The organism is Demequina sp. NBRC 110056, assembly GCF_002090155.1.
Lineage (GTDB): Bacteria > Actinomycetota > Actinomycetes > Actinomycetales > Demequinaceae > Demequina.
This window is the reverse complement of record NZ_BBRM01000005.1, coordinates 122521-145814: the sequence shown is the minus strand read 5'-3', so window position 1 is coordinate 145814 and position 23294 is coordinate 122521. Positions and strand designations below refer to the sequence as shown.

Here is a 23294-nt window from a genome sequence, read left to right as displayed (position 1 = left end):
ATGGTGGATCCCGGAGCGGAGCAAGCCCTGCCGGTCGATGCGGGGGCCGGTGCGCTCACACGTGACCAGGTGCTCGGCGTCCTCGCGCACCTCCCGCTGGCCGACTCCGTCGAGCTGAAGGCGACGGTGCCGTCTCCCTCGCGCCGGTCCGTCGTCGAGGCGCTCGACCTGGACGTGATGAGGGCGGAGCTGCGCCAGGTGACGTTCTTCGACACGCCGGCGCTCGCGGCGTATGCCGCGGGCGTCGTGGTCAGAGTGCGACGACGGCAGGGGCGGGGCGGCGACAGCGTGGTGAAGCTGCGCCCGCTCCCGCCTTCCGCGCTCGTGGATCCCGCTCGGAAGCTCCGGGGCTTCGGGATCGAGGTCGATGCGATGCCGGGAGGGTTCGTGTGCTCGGCGAGCCTCAAGGCGGATGTGGCAGACGCGAGGGCGCGCAGCGTGTGCCGCGGCAAGCGCCCGCCGCGCCGGGCCTTCAGCCGTGACCAGCGCGACCTCTACGCACGCTACGGGCCACAAGGCGTCGGCCTCGATGACCTCGTCCCTCTCGGCCCGGTGACCGTGCTGAAGCTGAAGTTCTCTCCGCGCGCTCTGTCGCGCTCCTTGGTCGCCGAGCTGTGGGCCTATCCGTCGGGAGAGCAGGTCCTGGAGCTGTCCGCGAAGTGCGACCCGGGCGAAGCGTTCGTGGTCGCGGACGAGCTGCGATCGTTCCTGTCGGCGCGCGGAGTGGACCTCGGCGCGCCCCAGGCGACCAAGACGCGCACGGCGCTGGAGCACTTCGCTCGCGCGGCCGACGGTGCGAACGGGCCCTGAGCGCGCCACCCCGAGCCGGCAAGCGCATCGGCCCTCCGGCGCGGCGCGGCGCGCCCAGGCTCCGCCGTCCGTGCCGCTCAACACACACCTGGGACAGGTGGGGCGCAAGCGTATGGTGCGCATGCTCCTGCGTCACTCCAGTCGCACCAGCACCAGCCGTGTGTTGAGCGGTACGGCAGCGGCGTCGGGCGCGCGCGTCAGCCGCGCGCCGCGAGCCTCTCGAGCAGCAGCGCCTGCGCGAGCACCATCCGCTCGATCTCAGCGGCGTCCACGGACTCGTCGGACGCGTGGATGCGCGCGAGGTCCATGTCCTCCGGGCCCCACAGGACGAACTCCGCGGACGGGCACGCCTCGTGGAGGGTCTGCAGCAGCGGGATCGACCCGCCCGAGCCGACCTCCGACGGCTCGGACCCGAAGGCCTCGGCGAGCGCCGCCCGGGCGGCCGTGTCGCCGGGCCCGCCGGTCGGGACGTGGAACGCCGGCGCCGACTTGATCCGCTCGACCGAGACCTGCGCTCCCCACGGGGCGTGCGACTCGAGGTGCGCGACCAGCGCGTCGAGCTCGGCCGCGGGGGATGTGCCAGGGACGATGCGCATCGAGATCTTCGCTCGCGCTGACGGCAGGATGACGTTCGACGAGCCGGCGATCGACGTGGTGTCAAGGCCGATCGCGTTGATCGACGGCTTCGCCCAGAGGCGGTCGGCGATGGTGCCGGTCCCCAGCAGGGAGACGCCGGGCAGCAGCTCCGCACCGGCGAGGAACTCCTCCTCCGACTGGGTCGCGCCCTCCCACGACCCGCCGGTGACGCCCTCGACGGCCACGTCGCCCGCATCGTCCACGAGCGACGACAGCAGCCTCGCGAGCGACATCAGGGCGTCGGGAGCCGCGCCGCCGAAGACGCCCGAGTGCAGGGGATGGTCGAGCGTCGACACGGTGACGATGCAGGACACATCGCCGCGCAGCGCCGTCGTGACCACGGGCTCGCCCACGCGCAGGTTGCCCATGTCGCAGATGACGAACATGTCGCACTCGAACAGCTCGGAATGCGCCTCGACGAACTCCTCGAGGTTCGACTCGGTCTCCTCCATGCCCTCGACGATCACGCGCACCGTGCAGGGCGGCTCGCCGTCGAACGCGCGCAGCGTGCCGAGGTGGGTGACGAGCCCACCCTTGTCGTCGGACGCGCCGCGACCGAAGATGCGACCGTCCCGATGGGTGGGGGTGAACGGGTCCGAGCTCCAGCCCTGAGACTCCGGCGCGGGCTGCACGTCGTAGTGGGCGTAGAGCACGACGGTGGGGGAGCCGGGCGGGCCGGGGATCTCGCCGTAGATGGGCGGGTAGCCCCACGGCACGTCCATCGCTCGGGCGTTGGCGACGCCCGCGGCCTGCAGCAGCTCGACGGTCCGGGCCGCCATCGCGTTCACGGGCTCGGCGGGGTAGCCGGGGAACGCGATCGAGGGGATGGCGACGAGCTCCTTGAGGTCGGCGATCACGCCGGGCATGAGGCGAGCGACCTTCTGGGAGAGGGACGATGCGGTCATGGGTATGCCTTTCGAGTGCGGCCGGGTGACGGCGCTGGACGGGTCTGCCTACCAGGCTAGAAGAAGGCGCCGATGGCGGCGCCCACGACGACGGTGGTGACCGACATGATGAGCATGGGTACGAAGAAGCTGTGGTCGAGCAGCTTGGTGCCGAGCTTGGTGGTGCCGGTGAGGTCGAAGTTTGCCGCCGCGATCTGCGGGCCGTTCGCGGGCAGCGTGTAGACGCCGCCGAGGGCGCCAGCCCACATGCCCGTCGCGACGCCCGCCGGCAGCCCCGCGGCGAGGCCGATCGGCACGATGGTGCGCGTCGCGGTCGACTGGCTGGTCGTCATCGCCGCGACCAGGAACACCGCGATCGCGAACACGAAGGTGAACGAGTCGACCCAGCTGCCGACCGTCGACACGATGAGCTCCTCGTGCGCGGCGATGAACGTCGCGGTGAGCCACGCGATGCCGAACAGCGCGATCGCGGAGATCATGCCGGCCTTGAACACCGACTGCGACGGCACCTCGCCCACCTTCGGACGGCCCACGGCGATGATGATGGCGCCGACCACGAACATCACCAGGATGATGGTCGTGGTCATGTCGACCTGCGAGGTCTCGCCGTCGAGCGTGAAGGAGGGCCGCAGGTCGGGGAAGAGGCCGAAGGCGACGATCGCGAGCACCCCCAGCAGGAACGTGAGCGCGGAGTTGCGGCCGCGAGAGGTGTAGGTGAGCGCCGCGGAGGCGGCGGCCCCGCCGGTGCGCGGCGCGGCGAGCTCGCCGGAGGCGATCCGCGCCTGGACCTCCGGGTCGTCGGCGAGCTCGCGGCCCACGCGGTTCATGATGACGGCGGTGACGACGATGCCGATCACGCACGCGGGGATCGTGATCGCCAGGATCTGCGCGAGGCCGAGGTCGTAGGGGGCGACGTCCGTGAGGGTCAGCATCGCGGCCATCGCCGCGGACACCGGCGACGCGGCGAGCGCGATGCCCGACTGCACCACGGTGACCGTCAGCGGCCGCGATGGCCGGATCCCGTTGCGATAGCTCACGTCGTAGATCACCGGCAGCAGGGGATAGACGATGTTGCCGGTCCCGGCGCCGGCGCAGAAGGCGAACGCCGTGAGGGGCGCGATCACGGTGATCTGCCGCGGCCGTCGCTCGATCACCTTGGCCGCCATCGCGACCATCCAGTCGATGCCGCCCGCGGCCTGCATGAGCGCGGCGGCGGTCACGACGCCGAGGATGATGCCGATGGCCGCGACCGGTGGCTCGCCAGGCGCCTCGCCGAACACGAAGACGAGGATGAACACGCCGACGCCGCCCCACACGCCCACGCCGGCGCCGCTCGAGCGCGTGCCCATGACGATGGCACCGAGCACGACGGCCGCCTCGAGCACGAAGATGAGGTCCATGCGAGCCCCCCGTCGGGGCGCCCTCGGCCCTCATGCTGACAGTACGCCGGGCCCTGCGCCGGCGCGCGGGAAGCGTGGGGAGCCTTGGTGAGGCGTCCCGTGGGGGCGTGAGCCGCCCTGAGAGCACATGGATGGAAAGGGTGTTCGGCTGGCCTCGCCACCCATGTGCTCACAGCGCGTCTCAGTCCGAGTCGGGCACCTCCGGGGAGGTGGTCGGGACGGCCGATGCGCGCGCCGGGTCGAGCGTCACCGTCGCCGAGCAGCCGCGCACCGCGGGCAGCGTCAGGGCCGCCGTCGCGGCACCGGCAGACACGCGGTACTCGCCGGCGAAGCCGTGCAGCTCGAACGAACCCGAGGCGTCGGTGCGGACCTCGGTGGGCGCGAGCCACCACTCATCCTTGATCAGCCGGTGAAGCGCGCGATAGGCCGGCTTGAGGCTGCCGTCCGCACGCACGAGGCCGGAGGGGGCCCCGAGCCACGCGTCGGCGTCCGACAGGCCCCACAGGGTGATGGACTCGACGGCGGGTTCGGCGAGCATCTGCCGGTGGAATCGCTCGAGCTCGTCGGCCTGGCGCGCCTCGCCCTCGGGTGTCGTCGGCCACTCCTCGACCTGGTGGTCGTTGAGATCGACGACGTGGCCGGGCATGAGCTCGCCCGACACCAGGCTCACCTCCGTGAGCTGCAGGGGCAGGCCGAACCGCGAGAAGCGCTCGACGATCCCCGCGAGCTCGTCCTCGCCGCGGAACCCTTGGTGCATGTGGGTCTGGAGGCCGATGGCGTCCAGGGTGATACCCGCGTCCAGGCACTCCTCGATGAGGTGCTCGTACGCGGGGCTCAGGTCGAAGTCGTTGAGGACCAGTCCCGCGCCAGGATCGCCCTCGCGGGCAGCGTCGAAGGCTAGCCGCACCATCTCGACCCGCCCCTTGCGCCGAGCGAGGCGAGTGACGGCGTTGTCCTCCGCGGTGAACACGGGAAGGATGACGGCCTCGTTGATCGCGTCCCACTGGTCCACCAGCCCCGCGAAGGCGCTGGTCTCGCGGGCGATGCGCGCGCGCATGGCGGCCTCGGCGCTCGTGTCGTCGAGGTCGAGCAGCCAGGCCGGCGCGAGCGTGTGCCACAGCAGCGGGTGGCCCTTGAGGCGCACGCCGCGGTCCGCGAACCACCGTGCGGCGTCGCGCAGGCGCGCGGTGTGGGGCTCGCCCGCCACCGGCTCGAACTCGCGCCAGTAGAACGGCAGGGTCGCGGCGTTGAACAGGTCGAGGAACAGGCCCTCAAGGCGCGGGTCCGACGTGCCGTGGGCGCGGGCGAACCCCAGGTTGCCGAACCCGAAGGCGTGCCGCACCTGCTCCACGCTGACGACCGCATCGGCGACAGGGGCGCCGTCCGGCCGCTGCACGCGCACGCTCGCGCGGCCCCGTCGGTGGTCGAGGGAGTCGACCGCCGAGGAGCTCGCGGGAGCGGCCCCGATCACGTGGCTGCCGGCGCCGAGGTCGAGGCCGTCGCCGCGAGGGCGGAGGTCGCGACGTGCGTCGTGGTGAGGCGCGCCGATGCCGACGTCACCGGGTGCGTCGGTCCGGTGAGCTCGATCGAGGTCTCGCTCAGGCGGGCGGCGGACGTGCCGGTCCACAGCTCCACCGTTCCCGGCTCCACGATGCGCGTGAGGCTGCGGTCGGTGAACGCGAGGCGCGCGGTGGGCACCGTCAGCTCGACGGTGGCGGTGGCGCCCGGCTCGAGGTGCAGGCGCCGGTAGCCGAGCAGCTGGGCGACGGGACGGGTGACGGATCCGACGAGGTCGCGGCCGTAGAGCTGCACCACCTCCTCGCCGGCGAGATCGCCCGTGTTGGTGACCGTGACGGAGACGGTGAGCGCTCCGTCGGTGGGCGCATCGGCCGCGCTGAGCGAGCCGTGCTCGAAGGACGTGTACGACAGGCCGTGGCCGAACTCTGCGGCGGGGCGAGAGGACAGGTTGGTCACCTCGCCGTCGCCGCCGAGCGCGGGGTGCAGGTACGTGTACGGCTGCGCGCCGGCCGGCCGCGGCAACGACACCGGGAGGCGCCCGGAAGGGTTGACGCGGCCCGACAGCACGCCGGCGATCGCCGGTGCGCCCTCCTCGCCGGGGAAGAACGTCTGCACGACGGCGGCACAGCGCTCGAGTGCCCAGGACACGGCATACGGGCGTCCGGTCACGAGCACGAGGACGACGGGCGTGCCGGTGTCGAGGATCGCCTCGACGAGCGCGCGCTGGACCCCGGGAAGCTCGAGGTCGTCCCGGTCGCATCCCTCGCCGGACGTCCCCCGGCCGAACAGCCCGGCGTGGTCGCCGACCACCACGACGGCGGTGTCGGCCGCGGCCGCGGTGGCCACGGCCTCGTCGAAGCCGCTGCGGTCGTCGTCGTCGACGGCGCTGCCGCGGGCGTACGTCACCGATCCGGCCAGCTCTCCGCGCAGGGCGTCCAGCACGGTCGGAGCCTCGAAGCCGAGCTCGACGCCCGGACGCTGCGCGAGCACGTGGTTGGCGAACGAGTAGCAGCCGAACAGCGCGGCGACGCGGTCCGCGTTGGGGCCGATGACCGCCGTGGTGCGCGACGAGTCCGCAGCCGCGAGGGGCAGCGTGCCGTCGTTGGAGACCAGCACGATCGACTCCTCGGCGATGCGGCGCGCGACGTCCCGGTGGGCGGGGGAGTCGAGGTCGACGCCGGTCGGCGGCGCCTCCTCGAACGTCGCGTCGAGGAGTCCGTGCCGTTCCTTCTGAGCGAGGATGCGCGCCGCGGCCCTGTCCACGAGCGCGACGTCGACCGTGCCGGCCTCGATGGCGGCCTTGAGCGGCGCGAGGTACGCGTCGCCGGTGGGCAGCTCGACGTCCACGCCGGCGGCGAGCGCCTGGGCTGCGGCCTCGCCGTGGTCGGCGGCGACGTGGTGCAGCAGATGCAGGAACGCGACCCCGAAGTAGTCGGCGACGACGGTGCCGTCGAAGCCCCACTCGCCGCGCAGCAGGTCCGTGAGCAGCGTGGGGTCGGCGGCGACGGGGACCCCGTCGATCTCCGCATAGGAGTGCATCACGGAGCTCACCTGGCCGTCGATGACGGCCATCTCGAACGGGATCAGCATGACGTCGCGCAGCTCACGCGGGCCCATGTGCACGGGTCCGAAGTTGCGGCCCGACTGCGAGGCGGAGTAGCCGACGAAGTGCTTGAGGGTGGCGTCCACGCCGCGCGACTGCAGCCCGCGCACGTACGCGGTGCCGACCGCACCGACCAGGTACGGGTCCTCGGCGATGCACTCCTCGACGCGGCCCCAGCGAGGGTCGCGGACGACGTCGAGGACGGGGGCGAGTCCCTGGTGGATGCCGAGCGCCGACATCGACTCGCCGATGAGCGCGCCCATCTCCTCGACCAGGCAGTGGTCGAACGTCGCGCCCCACGCCAGGGGAGCGGGGAACGTCGCGGCCTTCCAGGCGGACAGGCCCGTGAGGCACTCCTCGTGCACGAGGGCGGGGATGCCGGCGCGGGTGCCCGTGATGAGGGCGCGCTGGCGCCGCCACAGGTACTCGGCGCGCTCGTCGGGGTCGTGAGGGTTGGTGCCGTAGACCCGGGTGAGGTGGCCGAGGCCGTGCTCCATCGCATCGTCCAGGCGGCCGGTGCTCGAGAGCTCGCCCTGGAGAGGCGCGACGGAGTCGCCCTCCTCTCCCTCCCAGAAGCCGACGATCTGCGCGAGCTTCTCGTCGAGCGAGAGGTCAGCGAGGATGGCCCGGACGCGCGGGCTGATGGTCTCGTCGATCATCGCCTACCCCTTCACCGCTCCGGACAGGCCGTCGACGATGCGACGCTCCATCATGAGGAAGAACACGAGCGCAGGGATCATCGCCAGGAACGTGTACGCCATGATGCCGGCGAAGTCCGAGGCGTTCTGGCCCTGGAACTCCGTCACGCCCAGGGGCAGCGTCTTCGGGGCGTCGCGGCCGGTGAGGATCACGAGCGGCAGCAGGTACGCGTTCCACGAGCCGAGGAACGCGAGCACGCCCACGGTGACCATGCCGGGCTTGGCGAGCGGCAGGATCATGCGGAAGAAGAAGCCGACGCGGGTGAGGCCGTCCATGAAGGCCGCCTCCTCGAGCTCGTCAGGCAGCGCCGCGAGGAAGGGCCGCATGATGATCACGGTCACGGGCAGCGCGAACGCCACCTGCGGGACCACGAGTCCCCACATGCCCTTGAGCCCCAGGTCCTGCAGCAGCAGGAACAGCGGGAAGATCGCCACGGTCAGGGGGAACATGAGCCCGGCGGTGAAGATGATGAACACGCCCTCGCGGCCGCGGAACTGGTAGCGGGCGAGCGGGTAGGCGGCCATGGTGCCGAACACGACGACCCCGAGCGTCGTGGCGCCGGCCACGATGAGGGAGTTGAGCGTGTAGCGCCAGAAGGTCGAGTTGGTGAGGATGTTCCAGTAGTTCTGCCACACCCACGGGTCGGGCAGGCCGGTGGGGTCGGCGGCGATCTGGCCGTTCGAGCGGAAGCCGCCGAGGCCAAGGTAGATGATCGGGCCGAGCGTGAGGGCGACGGCGACGAGCGCGACGAAGATCGTGATATAGATCGACGAGTCGCCCGTGAGCTGTGCGCGGGCGCGCGACGCGCCCTTGCGGGTGGGGGAGACGGTCGCCCCGGTGGTGGTCGCGGTGGTCATGCCTTGACCCCCTTCTTGGCCTTGCGCGTGCGGCCGTTCGCGGTGTCGCGGCGCATGATGAGCGCCATGTAGGCGAGGGCGGCGGACATCGAGAAGATGAACATGATGATCGCGAGCGCCGAGGCGTAGCCGCCGTCGTTGCGCTGCGTGCCGATGTCGACCATCAGCGTCGCGATGGTGGAGTACTGGCCCGTCGAGCCGCCCTTGTTGAGCACCCAGGCCATGTCGAACAGTTGGATGGATCCGATGATCGACAGGAACGCCCACACACGCACCGTGGGGCCGATGAGCGGGATGTTGATGCGCCACTGGACCTGCCACCAGCTCGCGCCGTCGATCGACGCCGCCTCCTGGAGCTCCTGCGGGACGCCCGCGAGGCCAGCGAGGAACAGGATGATCGCGAGGCCGATGTACTTCCACGACACGATGAAGAAGAAGGTCCAGAAGCCCCACGTCGGGTCCTCGAGCCAGCCTTGCGAGGGCGTCGGCAGCCCCAGCCCTTGGATCATCTGCGTCACCGGGCCGCGCGGGTCCAGGAGCATCATCCACATGAGGCCGGCGGTGACCTCGGCGAGGACGTAGGGCGCGAAGATGATGAGGCGCACGGACGAGCGCCCCGCGAACTTGCGGTTGAGCACCAGCGCCACGATCATCGCGACCGGCAGCTGGATCAGCATCGACAGGACGATGATCTGGCCGTTGTTGCCCACGGCGTTCCAGAACGGCTCCGCGTACGCCTTCCAGAAGATCTCCTGGGTCTCGGGGTCGGTGCCGCCGATGAGGGCTCGCGTGTAGTTGTCCAGGCCGATGAACTCGGCCAGCTCGAACGGCTGGCGAGAGTCCCACTTGTAGAGGCTGTAGCGCGCCGCCATCACCATGGGGAAGACGACGAACGTGAAGAAGATCAGGAGCGCCGGACCGACGAAGATCGCGATCTCGAGGCGCTTGCGCCGCGCATCGCGGCGGGGGTTGCTCGTGGCGGGCGTGACCGGGTGGTCCCCCGCCGCCGACGCCTTCGCGTCGACGGCGGGGGCCTTGCCCGTACCCGAGGCCTCCAGTGCAGTCACCAGGGAGCCTCGCTTTCTGTGAATCAGGGGGACGGGCGGGTGATTACTGCGTGAGCGCTGCGGCCGTCATCAGGTCGACGACGTCCTGGGCGTCACCGGTGCCGGCGAAGATGCCGACGATGCCGTCGTTCATCGCGCCACCGACGTTGGTGCCGAAGGTGGTGTCGAGCCACAGCTGCACGTAGGCGGCGTTTCCGGCCACCTGCGACAGCTCGACCAGCACGGGGTTGGTGACGGCCTCCGCTGCCGCGGGAGCGACGGGCAGGATGCCCGCAGCCTCGGCTGCACCGGCCTGGTTCTCATCGCTCACGATGAAGGCGAGGAAGTCCGCGCACTCCGGCGGGGCGTCCACGTAGCACGCGAATCCGTCGCCGCCGCCGAGGGCAGCGGTGGGGTCGCCGGCTCCGCCGTCGGTGGCGGGCATCGGGAACCAGCCGAGGTCGTCGTGAAGCGCGTCGATCGCCTCCTCCGAGCCGTCGGTGAAGCCCTCGTAGACGAACACGTTCCAGTGGCCCATGAGCTCCATCGCAGCCTCACCGGTGGCCACGAGGCCCGCGGACGAGGTTGCGCCGGTCTGCGCGACCGTGGAGATGAACTGGTCCTGGAAGGGCTCGGTGCCGAGGAACTCCTCGAGCTGCTCGCCCGCGTCGATCCAGCACTGGTCGGAGAAGTCCAGCGAGGTGCCGGCCGACTGGATCACGTCCTGCGAGCAGGAGCGGAGGGCGAAGTTGTACCACCAGTGCGCCGCGGGCCAGCCGTCGGCAGCGCCCACCGCGATGGGGGTGATGCCGGCGTCCTTGAGCTTCTGCACCGCGTCGCCCAGGTCAGCCATGGTGGCCGGCTCCTCGGTGATGCCCGCCTCCTCGAACAGCGACTCGCGGTACCACACGCCCTCGACGCCGAACTGGAAGGGGAGGCCGTAGGTGGAGCCCTCGTACTGCCACGGAGCCACGCCGCCGCCCAGGCGGGAGATGTCGTCCGCGAGGGTGTCGGTGAGGTCCATGAGGTAGCCCGACTCGACCTGGGTGGCGAGCTCGCCGCCGCCCCACGCCTGGAACAGGTCGGGCGCGTCGCCCGACTGCAGCGCGAGCGGGATGCGCGTGCGCTGCAGGTCCTCGTTCTGGATCTGCTCGATCTCGATGGTGACGTTGGGGTTCTCAGCCGTGTACGCGTCGGCCAGGCTCTGCCAGTAGTCGCCCAGGTCGTTCTGTCCGTTGTCTCCCGCGACGGCGTTGTGCCACCACGTGAGGGTCACCGGCTCGCCGCCCGCATCCGAGGTCTCGCCGCCGGTGGCGGACTCGGTGGGGTCGGTCTCGGTTCCGTCGCTGCTGCACGCCGCGAGCAGCAGAGCGGCGGACGCCGCGAATGCCACTGCGGCACTCGTCTTGCGCATGGATGCCATGTTCAGGTCCTTTCAGTCCTCGTTGACCAGCCGAACACCGGCAGTCTGTCAGCGGCCGCGACACGGTGTCAAACGTTTTCGATAACGATTTCGTCACGTGGGGGTGCGGCTGTAGCATGGCCGTCATGGAACCAGCTCCAAGGGTGAAGATGGCCGACGTCGCCGCCAAGGCGGGCGTCTCTGTCGCGACCGTCTCGAAGGTCGTCAACGGCCGCTACGGCGTTGCCAAGGAGACCGTCGAGCTGGTCCAGGGCGTCATCGAGGAGATGGGCTACGCAGGCAACCTCAGCGCCTCGAGCCTGCGCATGCAGCAGACCAACGTGCTGGGCATCCTGGTGGCGAGCTTCGAGCCCTTCAGCGCCGAGCTGATCAAGGGTGCCGCCGCCGCGGCAGAAGGCTCGGGGTACGAGCTGCTCGCGCACTCCGGCGGCGACACCCACGGGTGGGAGCGCCGGTCCCTCGCGCGACTCGGCGGCACGCTCATCGCAGGCGCCGTGATCGTCACTCCCACCGTGCTCGACGCCCGCACCGTGGTGCCGGTGGTCGCGGTCGATCCCCACTACGGCCCCAACCGGCTGCCGACCATCGACGCGGACAGCTTCACCGGCGCGGAGCAGGCGACCGATCACCTCATCTCGCTCGGCCACACGCGCATCGCCTTCCTGGGCGGCCGTTCGGAGCTCGACTCGGCTCACCTGCGCGAGGCCGGCTTCCGCAACGCCATGGCGGAGGCGGGCATCCCGGTCGATCCCGCGCTGGTGCGCGAGACCCGCTACGTCCCCGACCGCGCCTCCGCCGTCGCGCGCGAGCTGCTGTCGCTGGAGGACCGCCCCACAGCGATCTTCGCCGCGAACGACGTGACCGCGATCCGCGCCGTCGAGGTCGCGCACGAGTTCGGCCTGCGCGTTCCCGAGGACCTGTCGGTGGTCGGCTTCGACGACGTGCCTGACGCGGCGCTCGCCTCGCCCGCCCTCACCACCGTGCGCCAGCCCATGCAGGCCATGGGTGCCGCGGCCATGACGATGCTGCTCGACCTCATCAACGGGGTCGAGCGCGAGCACCACGTGCGCATGTCGACCGAGCTCGTTGTGCGCGGCACGTCGGCCGCGCCTCCCACGGTCCTGCGCCGGGCCACGCCTCCCGCGGTCGAGGCGTCCGCCCCGGCCGACGCCTGACGGTCGCGGCCGTGCACGGCGTCACCCCGGGCAGCGCCGATGCGCCCTCGGGCGGCCACCCCGACCCTCGCCCCGAGCCGGTCGAGCGGGCACAGGGCGAGGGCCTGGTCTGCGCGCTCACCTTCGACGACGGGCCCAACGGCGCGGACACGTTGCGACTGCTGGACGCGCTTTCTGCGCGCGGCGTTCGTGCCGTGTTCTGCGTGGTCGGGCAGGAGATCCAGAGGCCGGGCGGCGCAGAGGTGCTGCGCCGCGTCGCCGACGACGGGCATGTCCTGGCCAACCACTCGACGTCCTTCGCGGACATGGGCGAGTGGGACGCCGAGCGGGTGCGCTCCGACCTCGCCGAGAACCTCGCGATCATCCGCGGCGTCCTGGGCGATCGTCATCCGGTCCCGTACTGGCGCGCGCCCAACGGGTCCTGGGGCGTCACGCGCGAGGTCGCCGTCGAGCTGGGCATGCAGCCCCTCGGTGTCGAGGGCCACATCGGCGACTGGGCCGAGCAGGATCCCGACGTGCTGGCCGAGCGCCTGCGGGCCGTGATGACGCCCGGCTCCATGGCGCTCGCCCACGATGGAGGCGGCGACCGGGCGGGCGCCGTCGAGGCGGTCGTTCGGGTCGTGGACGAGCGGCTCGCGCAGGGGTGGTCGTTTGTCCTGCCGGAGCGCTGAGCACTGCCCGCCAAGTCCTGCCCGTTGAGCCCTGCGCACGCGCGGCGAGGCGTACCCAGGTGGTGGGGACGCACGAGCCGGCGCGCGCATCGGCGCTCCGTCCGGGCGGGGCGTCAGCCCTGCTCGTCGTGCCTGCGGATGAAGGTCGCCATGCCCGGCACCGTGAAGCCGATGCGGCCGCGCGCCGGGGCGTAGATGATCCCCTTGTCGATGAGGCGGGTGCGGATCGCGCTGAGCGCGGAGGCGGGCTTGCCGAGGCGTTCGGCGACGTCGCCCGAACGGCTCGGCCCGTCGCCGTCGACGGCCATGGCGCGGAGGTACGACCGCTCGGCGCCGGTGGCGCGCTCCCAGCGGATGTGGAAGAAGCCCTGGTCCAGCTCCGCGTACCCGAGGCGGCGGGCCGCGACGGCGTCATTCGCGGAGATCGGGGAGTAGGCGGCCACGTTCCACGCCGCGCGCCCGAAGTGCTGGAGGAAGTACGGGTAGCCGCCCGCGGCGGTGAGGATGACGTCGAGCCCATCCTCGGTCCACGACTCGCCGAGCGCCTCGACGGGCGCGACCAGGGCACGGCGCGCATCGGCCTTGTCGAGCCAGGTGACCGCGCGGAACTCGAAGAATCGCTCGGCGTAGGTGCGGGCCTCGGACAGGAGGCGCGGCAGGGCGGGCAGGCCCGCGCCGCACAGCAGCAGCGGCGCGAGCGACTCGTTCGCCTCTTGGCCGACGGCGAGCAGGGCGCGCAGGTCGGGGCGCGACAGGTCGTGCATCTCGTCGACCGCGATGAGCACGCCCGTGCGCTCCTCGGCGCACGCCTCCGCAAGGGTGCGCAGCATGTCGGGCAGCGAGTGCTCGATCGAGGTTCCGTAGCTGAGCAGGTGGCGGGGGTCGACCTCGATGCCGGCGGACACGTCCTGCAGGCCCACGGAGATCGAGAACGACTTGAAGGCGCCGAGCGCGCGCTTGACGCGGTCGCCCGCGCTGGGGCGGTCCAGGCGCAGCATGTGCGGCGTGAGGCGCGTCACGAGTTGCTCGGCGAAGGTCGCGCTGGTGGACGCGGCCGCCTCGACCCGCACGGCGATCCAGCCGCGGTCGGACGCGATCTCGCAGAACCGGCCGAGCAGCACGGTCTTGCCGGTGCCGCGCAGGCCGTGCAGCACGATGCCGTTCGCGCCGCGCCGGAGCTCCGAGCGCTCGATCGCTGTGGTGATGGCGGCGACCTCGGCGTCGCGGCCGGCGAGCGTGTGCGGGGGAGTGCCGGCGCCGGGGTTGAACGGGTTCGCATTGGGGTGCATGGCTCAACGTATACGCGATTATGCGCTTTCCCGCATACTCTGATGCCCCTCCCTCAGCGAAAGTGGGCCCAGTTTCATCTCGAACCGGGCCCGGAGGAGGAAAGAGGGCCCACTTTCGTGGTGGGTGGTGAGGGGTGACAGACTGGCCCGGTGATCACCGTCTCCGTGCCCCATCCGAAGATCGCCGATGCGCTGGGAGACCTGGGGGAGGACGCGCGAGTGATCGTGTGGGACCCCCGGGAGGGCTCCGCACCTGAGGACGAGCGCGAGCGCATCACCATCGCGTGCGTCCCCCACGCGAGTGGCGGACGCGAGGTGTACGGGCGGCTCGCCGAGTGCCCCGACCTGCGCGTGATCCAGATCCCGTCGGCCGGGTACGAGCACGCGGCGCCCTTCGTGCCCGCAGGCAAGAAGCTCGCGAACGCCCGTGGCGTGCACGACTCCCGGACCGCGGAGATGGCGCTCGCCCTCGCTCTCGCGAGCCAGCGGCGGTTGCCGTTCTACTGGGACGCACAGCGCCGCGAGACGTGGGATGCGTCCCAGTTCTCGCCCTCGCTCGCCGACCGGCGGTGCCTCGTGGTCGGGTACGGATCGATCGGCTCCGCGCTCGGGGAGCGCCTGCGGGCCTGCGAGGCCGAGGTGGTGGGCGTCGCCCGCTCGGCGCGCACGGACCCCGACGGCACCGAGGTCCACGCGATGTCCTCCCTGCCGTCGCTCCTGCCCGACGCCGAGGTAGTCTTCCTGGTCACCCCGCTCACGGACGAGACCGAGGGCCTCGTCGACGCCGCGTTCCTCGCGGCGCTGCCCGACGACGCCCTGCTCATCAACGTGTCACGCGGCAGGGTGGTCGACGCGGACGCGCTGCTCGCGGAGCTTCAGGCGGGCCGCATCCGCGCGGCGCTCGACGTGACAGACCCGGAACCGCTGCCGGACGGGCACCCACTGTGGTCCGCTCCTGGCTGCATCGTGGTCCCGCACATCGCCGGCAACGCGAAGATGACCGACAGGCGCTACGTCGACCTTGTCCGGAAGCAGGTCGAGGCGGTTCGCCACGGCGACGACCCCGTCAACTTCGTGATGATGGGTGCCTTCCCCGCCTGAGCGATCAGGGGTGGCGTGTGGCCGCCGTCAGGCCTTCGCAGCGTCCCGCCACGCGATCCACGCCTGCACGATCGCGTTGAGCTCGTCGCGACGCTCCTCGGCCTCCGCGATCGAGACGATGCGCATCACGCGGCCCTCCTTGCCGGAGCCCTCGAGGTGCTTGAAGGTGCCGGGGATCTGCGCGCCGTGGTGGAACATCAACGTCGCGTGGTGCGTCGACTTGGGGAAGAAGCTGGCGAGGTTGCCCTCATAGGTGAAGGTCGGAGTGGCCCACTTGATGCACTCGCCGATCCGGTCGTCGCTGGCCAGGATGATCTGCCGGATGCGCTGCACGACATCCTTCATGGGGTTGTCGTAGTGACTCATCCACCGGTCGACCTCGTCACTGGCCATGACCCCGACCGTACCGCTACCTGCGGGCTTTCGCCTGCTTGTGCAGTCGGAGGGTCGTCTCTCGTTCAGCCTTGTGGTCGAGCATCGGCTCGGGATACTCCGGGGTGTCGAGCTCGGGGATCCAGCGCTGGACGTATCGCTGATGCGGGTCGAATCGCTCGAGCTGCGCGTGAGGGTTGAAGATGCGGAAGAACGGCGAGGCGTCGCGGCCTGTGCCGGCGACCCATTGCCAGTTCAGCTGATTCTGCGCGTGGTCGTAGTCCACGAGCGTGCGCCGGAAGTGGTCCGCACCGCGCTGCCACGGCAGGCGCAGATCCTTGACGAGGAAGCTCGCGACGACCATCCGCACGCGGTTGTGCATCCAGCCGGTCTGCGCCAGCTGCCTCATCCCGGCGTCCACGAGCGGGAAGCCGGTGCGCCCGTCCCGCCACGCCTTGAAGGCGTCGTCGGCGTCGCGACCGGTCTCCCAGTCCTTCTCGTCGAGCACGGGAGTGAGGGACTCCCGTCGCGCCTGTGGGGCGTTCCACAGCGTGTCGGCGTGGAACTCGCGCCATGCGAGCTCGGCCTGGAACACGCGCGAGCCGTCGGAGCGCAGCGGCGCGAGGAGCGCGAGGACCGTCCGCGCATGGATCTGGCCGAACGCGAGCGCCGTCGACAGGTGGGAGGTGGCGTCGAGATCGGGCCGGTCCCTGTCCTCGGCGTACGAGCCGACGTCGCCGTCGATGAAGTCCTCAAGCGCCGCGATCAGGCGCTCCTCGCGGAACTCGTGGCGCGGCTCGATCGCGTCCTCGGCGTCGCCGTGGGCGGCGATCTGGTCAAGATCGACGGCTACGTCGTCCTTCGAGTCAAGCGCCGTGAACCCCGCAGGGTCGGCGGGATCGGCAGGCCGGCGCCACCCGTGCTGGCGCCAGGCGTCGAGGAACGGCGTGTAGACCTTGTACGGGGTGCCGTCGCCCTTGACGACGCGCCCGGGCGCCACGGCGTACGGGGACCCGTGCAGCCGCAGCTCGCGGCCGTCGTCCTCGAGCGCCGCGGCCACCGCGTCCTGCTCGGCGACCCCGGACGGGCTGAACTCCCGGGTTGCCCAGACGACCCGCGCATCGGCCTCCCGGGCGGCGCCCACGACCACGTCCGCCGCGTCCCCGCGGCGCACGGCGAGCGCGCCACCGGTGTCCTCGCGGAGCGACCACAGCGAGCGCGCCAGGTGCGCTCGCCGGCGCCCTGACCAGAAGTGCAGCGGCGGCGTCCAGGCGGCCACGGCCGCGAACGGTCCGTCGGCCTGCGCCTCGAGCAGCGCGGGGTTGTCGTGCAGGCGCAGGTCGCGCCGGGCCCACCACAGGTGCGTCATGCCAGGCACAACGCGAGACGGCCGCCCGCCTGTTCCCGTGGGGGACAGCCGGGCGGCCGGTCAGGCGTCAGCGGTCACGACGGTGACATGGCTGGCGGACGCGATGCGAATCTCGTCCGGAGGGCACACCGGCCCGGGGACGGAGACCACCGTGTCGTCAGAGAACGTAAGCGTCACGTCGCCAGGGGTGCAGCCGTAGTCGAAGAGCGCCACCCCGCCGTAGGGGTCGATGGGCAACCGCTCGTCGCCTGTGGACACGTCCACTGCCAGTCCACTGTCGTTGGTGATGGAGAGGACGCCCGCGCTGCTGCACCCGGCCAGGGCGGCGGGAACGGCGAGGGCGGCGATGGTGACGGCTCGGTTCAACGGGGGCCTCCCGGCAAGTTCGGGCCGCGGAGCCGAGGGCTGTGAGAGCGGTCGGGATCGGGGCGGGGTAGGCATCCATTGTGCACGGCCCCAGGGCGCGGAGCCGTGCATGCGGAGCCGTCCCGCACACGACGAGGGCCCCGCCCGGCGACGTGCCGGACGGGGCCCTGGGAGCTCTCGGTGCGTCAGGCGACCGACACCGGGGCGTTGTGCTCGATGTGCGCGATCGCGGCCTCGAGGAAGCCGGTCAGCTGGGCGACCTGCGCCTCGTCCTGCAGCGAGCCGTCCGAGCCGAACGAGTCCGCGCGGAAGTGGAAGAAGGTCTCGGGCTGGCCCAGGGTGGGGGCGTTGAAGTGCGCGAGGATGTTGCGCAGGTGCTGCTGCGCCATCGCGGTGCCGACGGGCGAGATCGAGGCGCCCATGACGGCGACCGGCTTGCCGTTGAAGGAGTTCTGGCCCCACGGACGCGACGCCCAGTCGAGGGCGTTCTTGAGCGCGCCGGGGATCGAGCGCGAGTACTCGGGGGTCACGATGATGATGCCGTCGACGGACTCGACCGCGTTCTTGAAGTCGGTGGCGACCTCGGGCCAGTTGCCGTCGAGGCTGTAGTCGTACAGCGGCAGCTGGGCGATGTCGATGGTCACGAACTCGGTGTCGTTCGCGAGCGAGGGCAGGATGCTGGCGACCTTGCGGTTGATGGACGCCTGGGCGACCGAGCCGACGATGATGCCGATGCGGGGCATGGTGATTCCTTCCGAGTGGGAGTGGGGGTGTCGCGTCGACCGCGCTGCCGACTGCACGGGCAACAATACGTGACGCGTCAACTATTCCCAATTCAACGAATCTGGTGCTCGGGACGCCGATGCGCCGGCTGGGTGTCCGCATCCTGCCCGCCTGCCGGACTTCAGCGTCCGCTCCCGGCGCGAGCCCGCCCCGCCCGCTCTTCAGCGCTCCCGCCCCGCGCTGGAAGGCACTGAGTGCCGAATCCGGGCGATTCTCGGCACTCAGTGCCTTCCAGGGCGCAGTCGCTAGAGCTGGGACTCCGCGTAGAGGTCCGCCGCGTCGCGCAGCAGGGCCGCGGCGCCGGGGGCGACCTCGTCGTAGTTGCGGCGGAAGCGCTCGTCGTCCACGTACATCTGCGTGAGGCCGCGGTAGGTCTCCGCGTTCGGCGTCCAGAACAGCGACACCCAGGCGTAGTGCTTGGCGACGATCTCCTGCACCTCGGCACTGTCGGGTGCGAAGCCTACGCGGATCGCGGCGCCCAGCGCCTCGACGATCTCACGGTGGGTGTCGAGGTGCCGCTGCTGGCCCTCCTTGCCCAGGCTCGCCCAGCGCTCGTTGGAGGTGTCGACCGCCTGGTCGCCCCAGCGCTCGCGAGCCTCGGGCTCGTACTTGGTGTGCTCGAAGCCGTCGAGGATCTCCTCGTTGGTCATGGTTCTTCCCTTCTCGAGTGAGTCGATGGTGCGGGCCACGGTCGCCGCGAGCCGCGCGTAGCGGTCGCGCTCGGCCGTGAGGCCCGTGAGGTGGTCGCGGAGGTGCGCGACGGTCACGGCGGGGTCCTCGGCGTCGACGATCGCGCCGATCGTGTCGAGCGACGCCCCCAGCTCGCGCAGCACGAGGATGTGCTGCAGTCGGAGCAGCTCGGGGCGGCCGTAGTGCCGGCGCCCGTCGTCCCCGGTCCAGGCGGGGGAGAGCAGGCCCACCTGGTCGTAGTGGCGCAGGGTCCGGCTGCTCACCCCGGCGAGGCGCGCCGCGCGGGCGATGTCGACGGTGTCGCCGAGTGATGTCGTGTCCATGTCTTCGATGGTAGAAGTTGACGCCGCGTCAACGTCAAGCCGCGATTTCGCGCGGATGCCGCCGGGGCGCATCGGCCCGTCCTAGACTCCCGACTATGACGTCGACGCCCGATATCAAGCCCCGCTCCCGCCAGGTCACCGACGGACTGGAGGCGACCGCCGCGCGCGGCATGCTCCGCGCCGTCGGGCTGGGCGACGAGGACTTCGCCAAGCCGCAGATCGGCATCGCGAGCTCGTGGAACGAGATCACGCCGTGCAACCTGTCGCTGCAGCGCCTCGCTCAGGGCGCCAAGGAGGGCGTGCACGCCGGCGGCGGCTACCCGCTCGAGTTCGGCACCATCTCGGTGTCGGACGGCATCTCGATGGGCCACGAGGGCATGCACTTCTCGCTCGTCTCGCGCGACGTCATCGCGGACTCGGTCGAGACCGTGATGTGCGCCGAGCGCCTCGACGGCTCGGTGCTGCTCGCCGGCTGCGACAAGTCGCTGCCGGGCATGCTCATGGCCGCGGCCCGTCTCGACCTCGCGAGCGTCTTCCTCTACGCGGGCTCGATCATGCCGGGTCACGTCACGCTGACCGACGGCACGTCCAAGGACGTCACCATCATCGACGCGTTCGAGGCCGTGGGCGCGTGCGCTCGTGGGCTGATGAGCGAGGAGGACCGCCTCCGCATCGAGAAGGCGATCTGCCCCGGCGAGGGCGCGTGCGGCGGCATGTACACCGCGAACACGATGGCGTCCGTGGGCGAGGCCCTCGGCATGTCGATCCCCGGCTCGGCCTCCCCGCCCAGCCCCGACCGCCGCCGCGACTACTACGCCCACAAGTCCGGCGAGGCGGTCGTCAAAATGCTGCGCCAGGGCATCACGGCGCGCGACATCATGACCAAGGAGGCGTTCGAGAACGCCATCGCCGTCGTCATGGCGTTCGGCGGCTCGACCAACGCGGTGCTGCACCTGCTCGCGATCGCCCACGAGGCCGAGGTCGACCTCACCCTCGACGACTTCGCCCGCGTCGCCGCGAACGTGCCGCACCTGGGCGACCTGAAGCCCTTCGGCCAGTTCGTCATGAACGACGTCGACCGTGTGGGCGGCGTGCCGGCCGTGATGAACACGCTGCTCGAGGCGGGCCTCATGCACGGCGACTGCCTCACCGTGACCGGCAAGACGCTTGCCGAGAACATGGCCGAGCTCAAGCCGGCCACCATCGACGGCCGCGTGGTGCGCGCGCTCAACAACCCGATCCACAAGTCCGGCGGCATCACGATCCTCAAGGGCTCGCTCGCGCCCGACGGCGCCGTCGTGAAGTCCGCTGGCTTCGACGACGACGTGTTCGAGGCGACCGCGCGGGTCTTCGACCGCGAGCGTGCGGCCCTGGACGCCCTCGCCGATGGCACCATCCAGGCCGGCGACTGCGTGGTGATCCGCTACGAGGGCCCCAAGGGCGGGCCCGGCATGCGTGAGATGCTCGCCATCACCGCGGCGATCAAGGGTGCGGGGCTCGGCAAGGATGTGCTGCTCGTCACGGACGGCCGGTTCTCTGGCGGCACGACGGGACTGTGCGTGGGCCACATCGCCCCCGAGGCCGTCGACGGCGGCCCCATCGCCTACGTCCAGGACGGCGACAAGATCACGCTCGACGTCGCGAACGGCACGCTCGACGTGCACGTCTCCGCCGACGAGATGGAGGCGCGCAAGACCGGCTGGAAGCCGCTGCCTCCCGTCTACACGCGCGGCGTGCTCGCGAAGTACACCAAGCTCGTCGGCTCCGCGTCGAAGGGCGCGGTCCTCGGCTGATCGTCGCCTGGCCGGCCGTCGTGCGGCCGCCGCTGGTGCTCGAGCGCGCCGCCCTTCGCGTGCCGCCGAGAGTTCGCCCGATCGTTACCTGAACGTCGGCCGCATCCCTCCGCACGGTTGCTACGTTGAATCGCAACCAGGCGGAGGGGATGACCGATGTGGGCGACGCTGAGGGGCGCCGTGGCTGCGTGGCCGACATGGCTCAAGGGGCTTGTCGCCGTCACCGCGGTGCTCGTCGTGATCGGCGGCGGCTTCGGTGTCGCCGCGATCGCGGCGACGGATCCGGCGGCAGAAGCCTCCGCCGAGCCCGCCGCGAGCCCAACCCCCGAGCCGCCGTTGACGGCATCGGCCTCGCCGAGCGAGATCCCCACGGCAGCGCCGAGCGCTTCGTCGGAGCCGTCGCCGACCCCACAACCCACCTCTTCGCAGGTCGAGGACGAGCCCACCGAGCTCGACACGAGCGGTGACCCCTTCCTGGCGCTGAGCAGGACGGAGTCCGTCGAGTGCACGGCCGGCGGCGACGGGAGCTACACCGACATCGCGTCGCCGTACCTGCGGGGCGCCTCGAACCACGCAGGCGACGCGGACCACATCCGCATCGCGGGAGACCTGGGCCGCATCCCGGCATACGAGGTGCTCGACGTCGCGTGGTCGCCGGACTCGTCCACGGCCGCAGTCGTGACCCGGCAGCGGGAGACGAAGGTCTGGCTCGTCGAACCGGACGGGACCGCGGTCCACGTCTCGGAGGGGCTGGCGGTCGAGGAACTGAGTCCCGTTCGTTGGGCGCCCGACGGCAGCGGGATGCTCTTCGTCGCCGTGACCGACGGCGGCGACCATGCGCTGCAGTGGGTCGACACCGGCGAGGGGACAGCGTTCGAGATCGCGCGCGGCAACCGTGCCGCGGGCTACGACATCGCGCCGAATGGTGACATCTACGTCGCGTGGGCGACCGGTCGGCACCGGATGGCCGCCGAGCCCGCGTCGCTGATGCGGATCGACTCACCGAACGGCGCGGAGTCGTTCGTCGCGGGTGCGGCCTTTCCCTCGGTGTCGCCGGATGGCGCGACGCTCGCGGTTTTCGGGGACGCGGACCGGGACGGTGCGGTGGGTGCGACGCTGATCGATCTCGAGACGGGCACGCTCACGCCTGTGGGCCCCGACGTTCCGTACGACGGCTACCTCACCAGCTACTTCGACCGGCACACAGCCTCGTGGTCGCCGGACGGAAGCCGCGTGGCGGGGGTGACGGGCATCGAGGCGAACCGCAAGCACACGCAGGTCGTGCTCGCCGCGGCGAACGGCGACGTGCTGGCCGTCGAAGGAGTGACTGCGCTCTACCGCCCGGCGTGGACAGCGAACTCGGCCGCGGTCGCAGCGACGGACGGCTTCACGAGCGCCGCGATCGACCGTGACGGTCGAGTCACCCGCACAGTGCCGCCCGCCGCGCGTGGGCCGATCGCGGCGGAGGGATCGACGTTCGTGTGGCGTGCCGCGCTGTGCGGCGAGAGCGTCGAGCGGTCGTTGTCGTTCTCGGCGGACCTGGCCAGCGTGGGCGCCGTCCCGACCGCCGCGGGCTGGGTCGACGCGGGCCTGCCGCACACGGCGCCGGACGGCTCGGCGACGCTGCGCGCCCTCGCGCACGTCGACGGTTCCGGTACCGCGCTGTACCTCACGCGCCCCTGACCGCGCGTGCTCATCCCGCGCGACGTGGATCGGCCGAGAAGTCGACGGAGGGCCGATGCGCGCGCCGGCGTCGGCGCCGCCGTGCGCCCGGGCGGCGGGGCTGGCACAGTGGCTTAGGTGAGCCACGACATCGGACCCCTCGACCACACGTTCGTCGCGCCCATCGGTGTTGATGTCAAGGGAGAGCGGTGGCCCTGCGTCGAGATGCCGGGCTCTGCCGACTTCTTCGGGACCGGCAAGGCGGTGCGCGTCGACGCGACCGTCGACGGTGTCCCACTCGAGAACGTCGGGCTCATGGTGACCGGCACCGGAGGGCACATGCTGTCGCTGAACGCCAAGCTCCGTAAGCAGCTGGGCAAGGACCTGGGTGACACGGTCGAGGTGCGCCTCACACGACGGCGGACGTAGCGACGCTCAGCCACCATCTCGTGACAGCGGACTCCGGGAACCGGCCGCCATCCACCATCTGGATGCTAAGGCGGAGAGGTGGGGGCGAGGGGTGCGGCGGCGGGGTGGTGAAGAGAGCGGTCCGGGTGGCAGGGCGGAGGAGCTCAGCGGCATGACTCGCGCGTCTCATTATTCAAGATGGTGAACCACAATGTGAGATTGTTTGTCCAGATGGTGACACGTGCGCCAGAGCGGGCGTAGAGTCCTACTCATGCAGGCGATTCTCGTAGTTACCGGGCGCGCGGACATCTAGTCCCAGCCAGGCAACGTCCGCGCGCACACCCCGACAGCCACCAGGCCGAGGGGTTTTCTCATGTGAGGCGGATGCGAGAGCC

At 71.3% G+C, this 23294-nt stretch carries 20 protein-coding genes; 7 read left to right on the top strand and 13 right to left on the bottom strand.

The genetic code is table 11. From position 1 onward, the window contains the following. A complete protein-coding gene (locus B7K25_RS08845) occupies positions 1-810 on the top strand; it encodes a hypothetical protein (protein WP_084105535.1) in 810 nt (269 codons plus the stop codon). A 197-nt stretch (positions 811-1007) separates the two neighbouring features. On the opposite strand, the gene B7K25_RS08840 is transcribed toward B7K25_RS08845, so the two are convergent. The 7 genes from B7K25_RS08840 to B7K25_RS08810 form a co-directional block, all read right to left on the bottom strand. After that, complete coding sequence (locus B7K25_RS08840) at positions 1008-2351, bottom strand: M20/M25/M40 family metallo-hydrolase (protein ID WP_084105533.1); 1344 nt, start codon at positions 2349-2351, stop codon at positions 1008-1010. Between the two features lie 56 nt (positions 2352-2407). Beyond that, positions 2408-3751 (bottom strand): anaerobic C4-dicarboxylate transporter family protein, encoded by a 1344-nt coding sequence (locus B7K25_RS08835; protein WP_084105531.1) that lies wholly within the window; start codon positions 3749-3751, stop codon positions 2408-2410. Positions 3752-3932: 181 nt separating this feature from the next. Next, the gene (locus B7K25_RS08830) at positions 3933-5153 is read right to left on the bottom strand and encodes an endo-1,4-beta-xylanase (RefSeq protein ID WP_144018939.1); all 1221 of its coding nucleotides are present in this window, start codon (positions 5151-5153) and stop codon (positions 3933-3935) included. A 65-nt stretch (positions 5154-5218) separates the two neighbouring features. Beyond that, positions 5219-7531, bottom strand: coding sequence for a glycoside hydrolase family 3 N-terminal domain-containing protein (locus B7K25_RS08825; protein WP_084105529.1), 2313 nt, complete (start codon positions 7529-7531; stop codon positions 5219-5221). A gap of 3 nt (positions 7532-7534) precedes the next feature. Beyond that, a complete protein-coding gene (locus B7K25_RS08820; RefSeq protein ID WP_084105527.1) occupies positions 7535-8428 on the bottom strand; it encodes a carbohydrate ABC transporter permease in 894 nt (297 codons plus the stop codon). Then, positions 8425-9495, bottom strand: a complete 1071-nt coding sequence (locus B7K25_RS08815; RefSeq protein WP_234988147.1) for a carbohydrate ABC transporter permease — start codon at positions 9493-9495, stop codon at positions 8425-8427. Before B7K25_RS08815 ends, B7K25_RS08820 begins: the two co-directional genes overlap by 4 nt. Before the next feature lie 43 nt (positions 9496-9538). Next, positions 9539-10897 (bottom strand): extracellular solute-binding protein, encoded by a 1359-nt coding sequence (locus B7K25_RS08810; RefSeq protein ID WP_084105525.1) that lies wholly within the window; start codon positions 10895-10897, stop codon positions 9539-9541. 125 nt (positions 10898-11022) lie between these two features. On the opposite strand from B7K25_RS08810, the gene B7K25_RS08805 reads away from it, so the two are divergent. Together B7K25_RS08805 and B7K25_RS08800 are read left to right on the top strand one after the other, a co-directional pair. After that, a complete protein-coding gene (locus tag B7K25_RS08805; protein ID WP_084105880.1) occupies positions 11023-12072 on the top strand; it encodes a LacI family DNA-binding transcriptional regulator in 1050 nt (349 codons plus the stop codon). A gap of 11 nt (positions 12073-12083) precedes the next feature. Beyond that, positions 12084-12743 carry a polysaccharide deacetylase family protein gene (locus B7K25_RS08800; protein ID WP_234988146.1) on the top strand — a complete coding sequence of 220 codons (660 nt, stop codon included), beginning with the start codon at positions 12084-12086 and terminating at the stop codon, positions 12741-12743. A gap of 113 nt (positions 12744-12856) precedes the next feature. Here the strand turns inward: B7K25_RS08800 and B7K25_RS08795 are convergent, their stop codons facing one another. Then, positions 12857-14032, bottom strand: a complete 1176-nt coding sequence (locus tag B7K25_RS08795) for an AAA family ATPase (RefSeq protein WP_084105521.1) — start codon at positions 14030-14032, stop codon at positions 12857-12859. Positions 14033-14182: 150 nt separating this feature from the next. Between B7K25_RS08795 and B7K25_RS08790 the strand changes: the two genes are divergently transcribed. Further along, positions 14183-15133 (top strand): 2-hydroxyacid dehydrogenase, encoded by a 951-nt coding sequence (locus B7K25_RS08790; protein ID WP_084105519.1) that lies wholly within the window; start codon positions 14183-14185, stop codon positions 15131-15133. A gap of 27 nt (positions 15134-15160) precedes the next feature. Here B7K25_RS08790 and B7K25_RS08785 read toward each other — a convergent pair whose 3' ends face one another. From B7K25_RS08785 to B7K25_RS08765, 5 genes are all read right to left on the bottom strand, one after another. Then, positions 15161-15526 carry a DUF1801 domain-containing protein gene (locus tag B7K25_RS08785; RefSeq protein ID WP_084105517.1) on the bottom strand — a complete coding sequence of 122 codons (366 nt, stop codon included), beginning with the start codon at positions 15524-15526 and terminating at the stop codon, positions 15161-15163. A gap of 16 nt (positions 15527-15542) precedes the next feature. After that, positions 15543-16874: a deoxyribodipyrimidine photo-lyase gene (locus tag B7K25_RS08780; protein WP_084105515.1), complete on the bottom strand. Its 1332-nt coding sequence runs from the start codon at positions 16872-16874 to the stop codon at positions 15543-15545. A 60-nt stretch (positions 16875-16934) separates the two neighbouring features. Continuing rightward, complete coding sequence (locus tag B7K25_RS08775) at positions 16935-17240, bottom strand: hypothetical protein (protein WP_084105513.1); 306 nt, start codon at positions 17238-17240, stop codon at positions 16935-16937. Between the two features lie 185 nt (positions 17241-17425). Next, positions 17426-17983 (bottom strand): NADPH-dependent FMN reductase, encoded by a 558-nt coding sequence (locus B7K25_RS08770; protein ID WP_234988145.1) that lies wholly within the window; start codon positions 17981-17983, stop codon positions 17426-17428. 285 nt (positions 17984-18268) lie between these two features. Continuing rightward, the gene (locus B7K25_RS08765; protein WP_159450168.1) at positions 18269-19036 is read right to left on the bottom strand and encodes a MerR family transcriptional regulator; all 768 of its coding nucleotides are present in this window, start codon (positions 19034-19036) and stop codon (positions 18269-18271) included. A 95-nt stretch (positions 19037-19131) separates the two neighbouring features. Between B7K25_RS08765 and ilvD the strand changes: the two genes are divergently transcribed. The 3 genes from ilvD to B7K25_RS08750 all read left to right on the top strand — a co-directional run bounded on the left by ilvD (position 19132) and on the right by B7K25_RS08750 (position 22920). After that, positions 19132-20829, top strand: a complete 1698-nt coding sequence (gene ilvD, locus B7K25_RS08760) for a dihydroxy-acid dehydratase (protein WP_084105509.1) — start codon at positions 19132-19134, stop codon at positions 20827-20829. Positions 20830-21009: 180 nt separating this feature from the next. Further along, positions 21010-22512, top strand: a complete 1503-nt coding sequence (locus B7K25_RS08755; protein WP_144018938.1) for a hypothetical protein — start codon at positions 21010-21012, stop codon at positions 22510-22512. A gap of 117 nt (positions 22513-22629) precedes the next feature. Beyond that, positions 22630-22920, top strand: a complete 291-nt coding sequence (locus B7K25_RS08750) for a DUF1905 domain-containing protein (RefSeq protein WP_084105505.1) — start codon at positions 22630-22632, stop codon at positions 22918-22920. Positions 22921-23294 lie beyond the last annotated feature (374 nt).

Coding starts and splice junctions, on each gene's coding strand:
- B7K25_RS08810 (WP_084105525.1), bottom strand. CDS start 10,897: ATGGCATCCATGCGCAAGACGAGTGCCGCAGTGGCATTCGCGGCGTCC.
- B7K25_RS08765 (WP_159450168.1), bottom strand. CDS start 19,036: ATGGACACGACATCACTCGGCGACACCGTCGACATCGCCCGCGCGGCG.
- B7K25_RS08795 (WP_084105521.1), bottom strand. CDS start 14,032: ATGCACCCCAATGCGAACCCGTTCAACCCCGGCGCCGGCACTCCCCCG.
- B7K25_RS08840 (WP_084105533.1), bottom strand. CDS start 2,351: ATGACCGCATCGTCCCTCTCCCAGAAGGTCGCTCGCCTCATGCCCGGC.
- B7K25_RS08770 (WP_234988145.1), bottom strand. CDS start 17,983: ATGCCCCGCATCGGCATCATCGTCGGCTCGGTCGCCCAGGCGTCCATC.
- B7K25_RS08805 (WP_084105880.1), top strand. CDS start 11,023: ATGGAACCAGCTCCAAGGGTGAAGATGGCCGACGTCGCCGCCAAGGCG.
- B7K25_RS08820 (WP_084105527.1), bottom strand. CDS start 8,428: ATGACCACCGCGACCACCACCGGGGCGACCGTCTCCCCCACCCGCAAG.
- B7K25_RS08780 (WP_084105515.1), bottom strand. CDS start 16,874: ATGACGCACCTGTGGTGGGCCCGGCGCGACCTGCGCCTGCACGACAAC.
- ilvD (WP_084105509.1), top strand. CDS start 19,132: ATGACGTCGACGCCCGATATCAAGCCCCGCTCCCGCCAGGTCACCGAC.
- B7K25_RS08825 (WP_084105529.1), bottom strand. CDS start 7,531: ATGATCGACGAGACCATCAGCCCGCGCGTCCGGGCCATCCTCGCTGAC.
- B7K25_RS08785 (WP_084105517.1), bottom strand. CDS start 15,526: ATGGCCAGTGACGAGGTCGACCGGTGGATGAGTCACTACGACAACCCC.
- B7K25_RS08845 (WP_084105535.1), top strand. CDS start 1: ATGGTGGATCCCGGAGCGGAGCAAGCCCTGCCGGTCGATGCGGGGGCC.
- B7K25_RS08835 (WP_084105531.1), bottom strand. CDS start 3,751: ATGGACCTCATCTTCGTGCTCGAGGCGGCCGTCGTGCTCGGTGCCATC.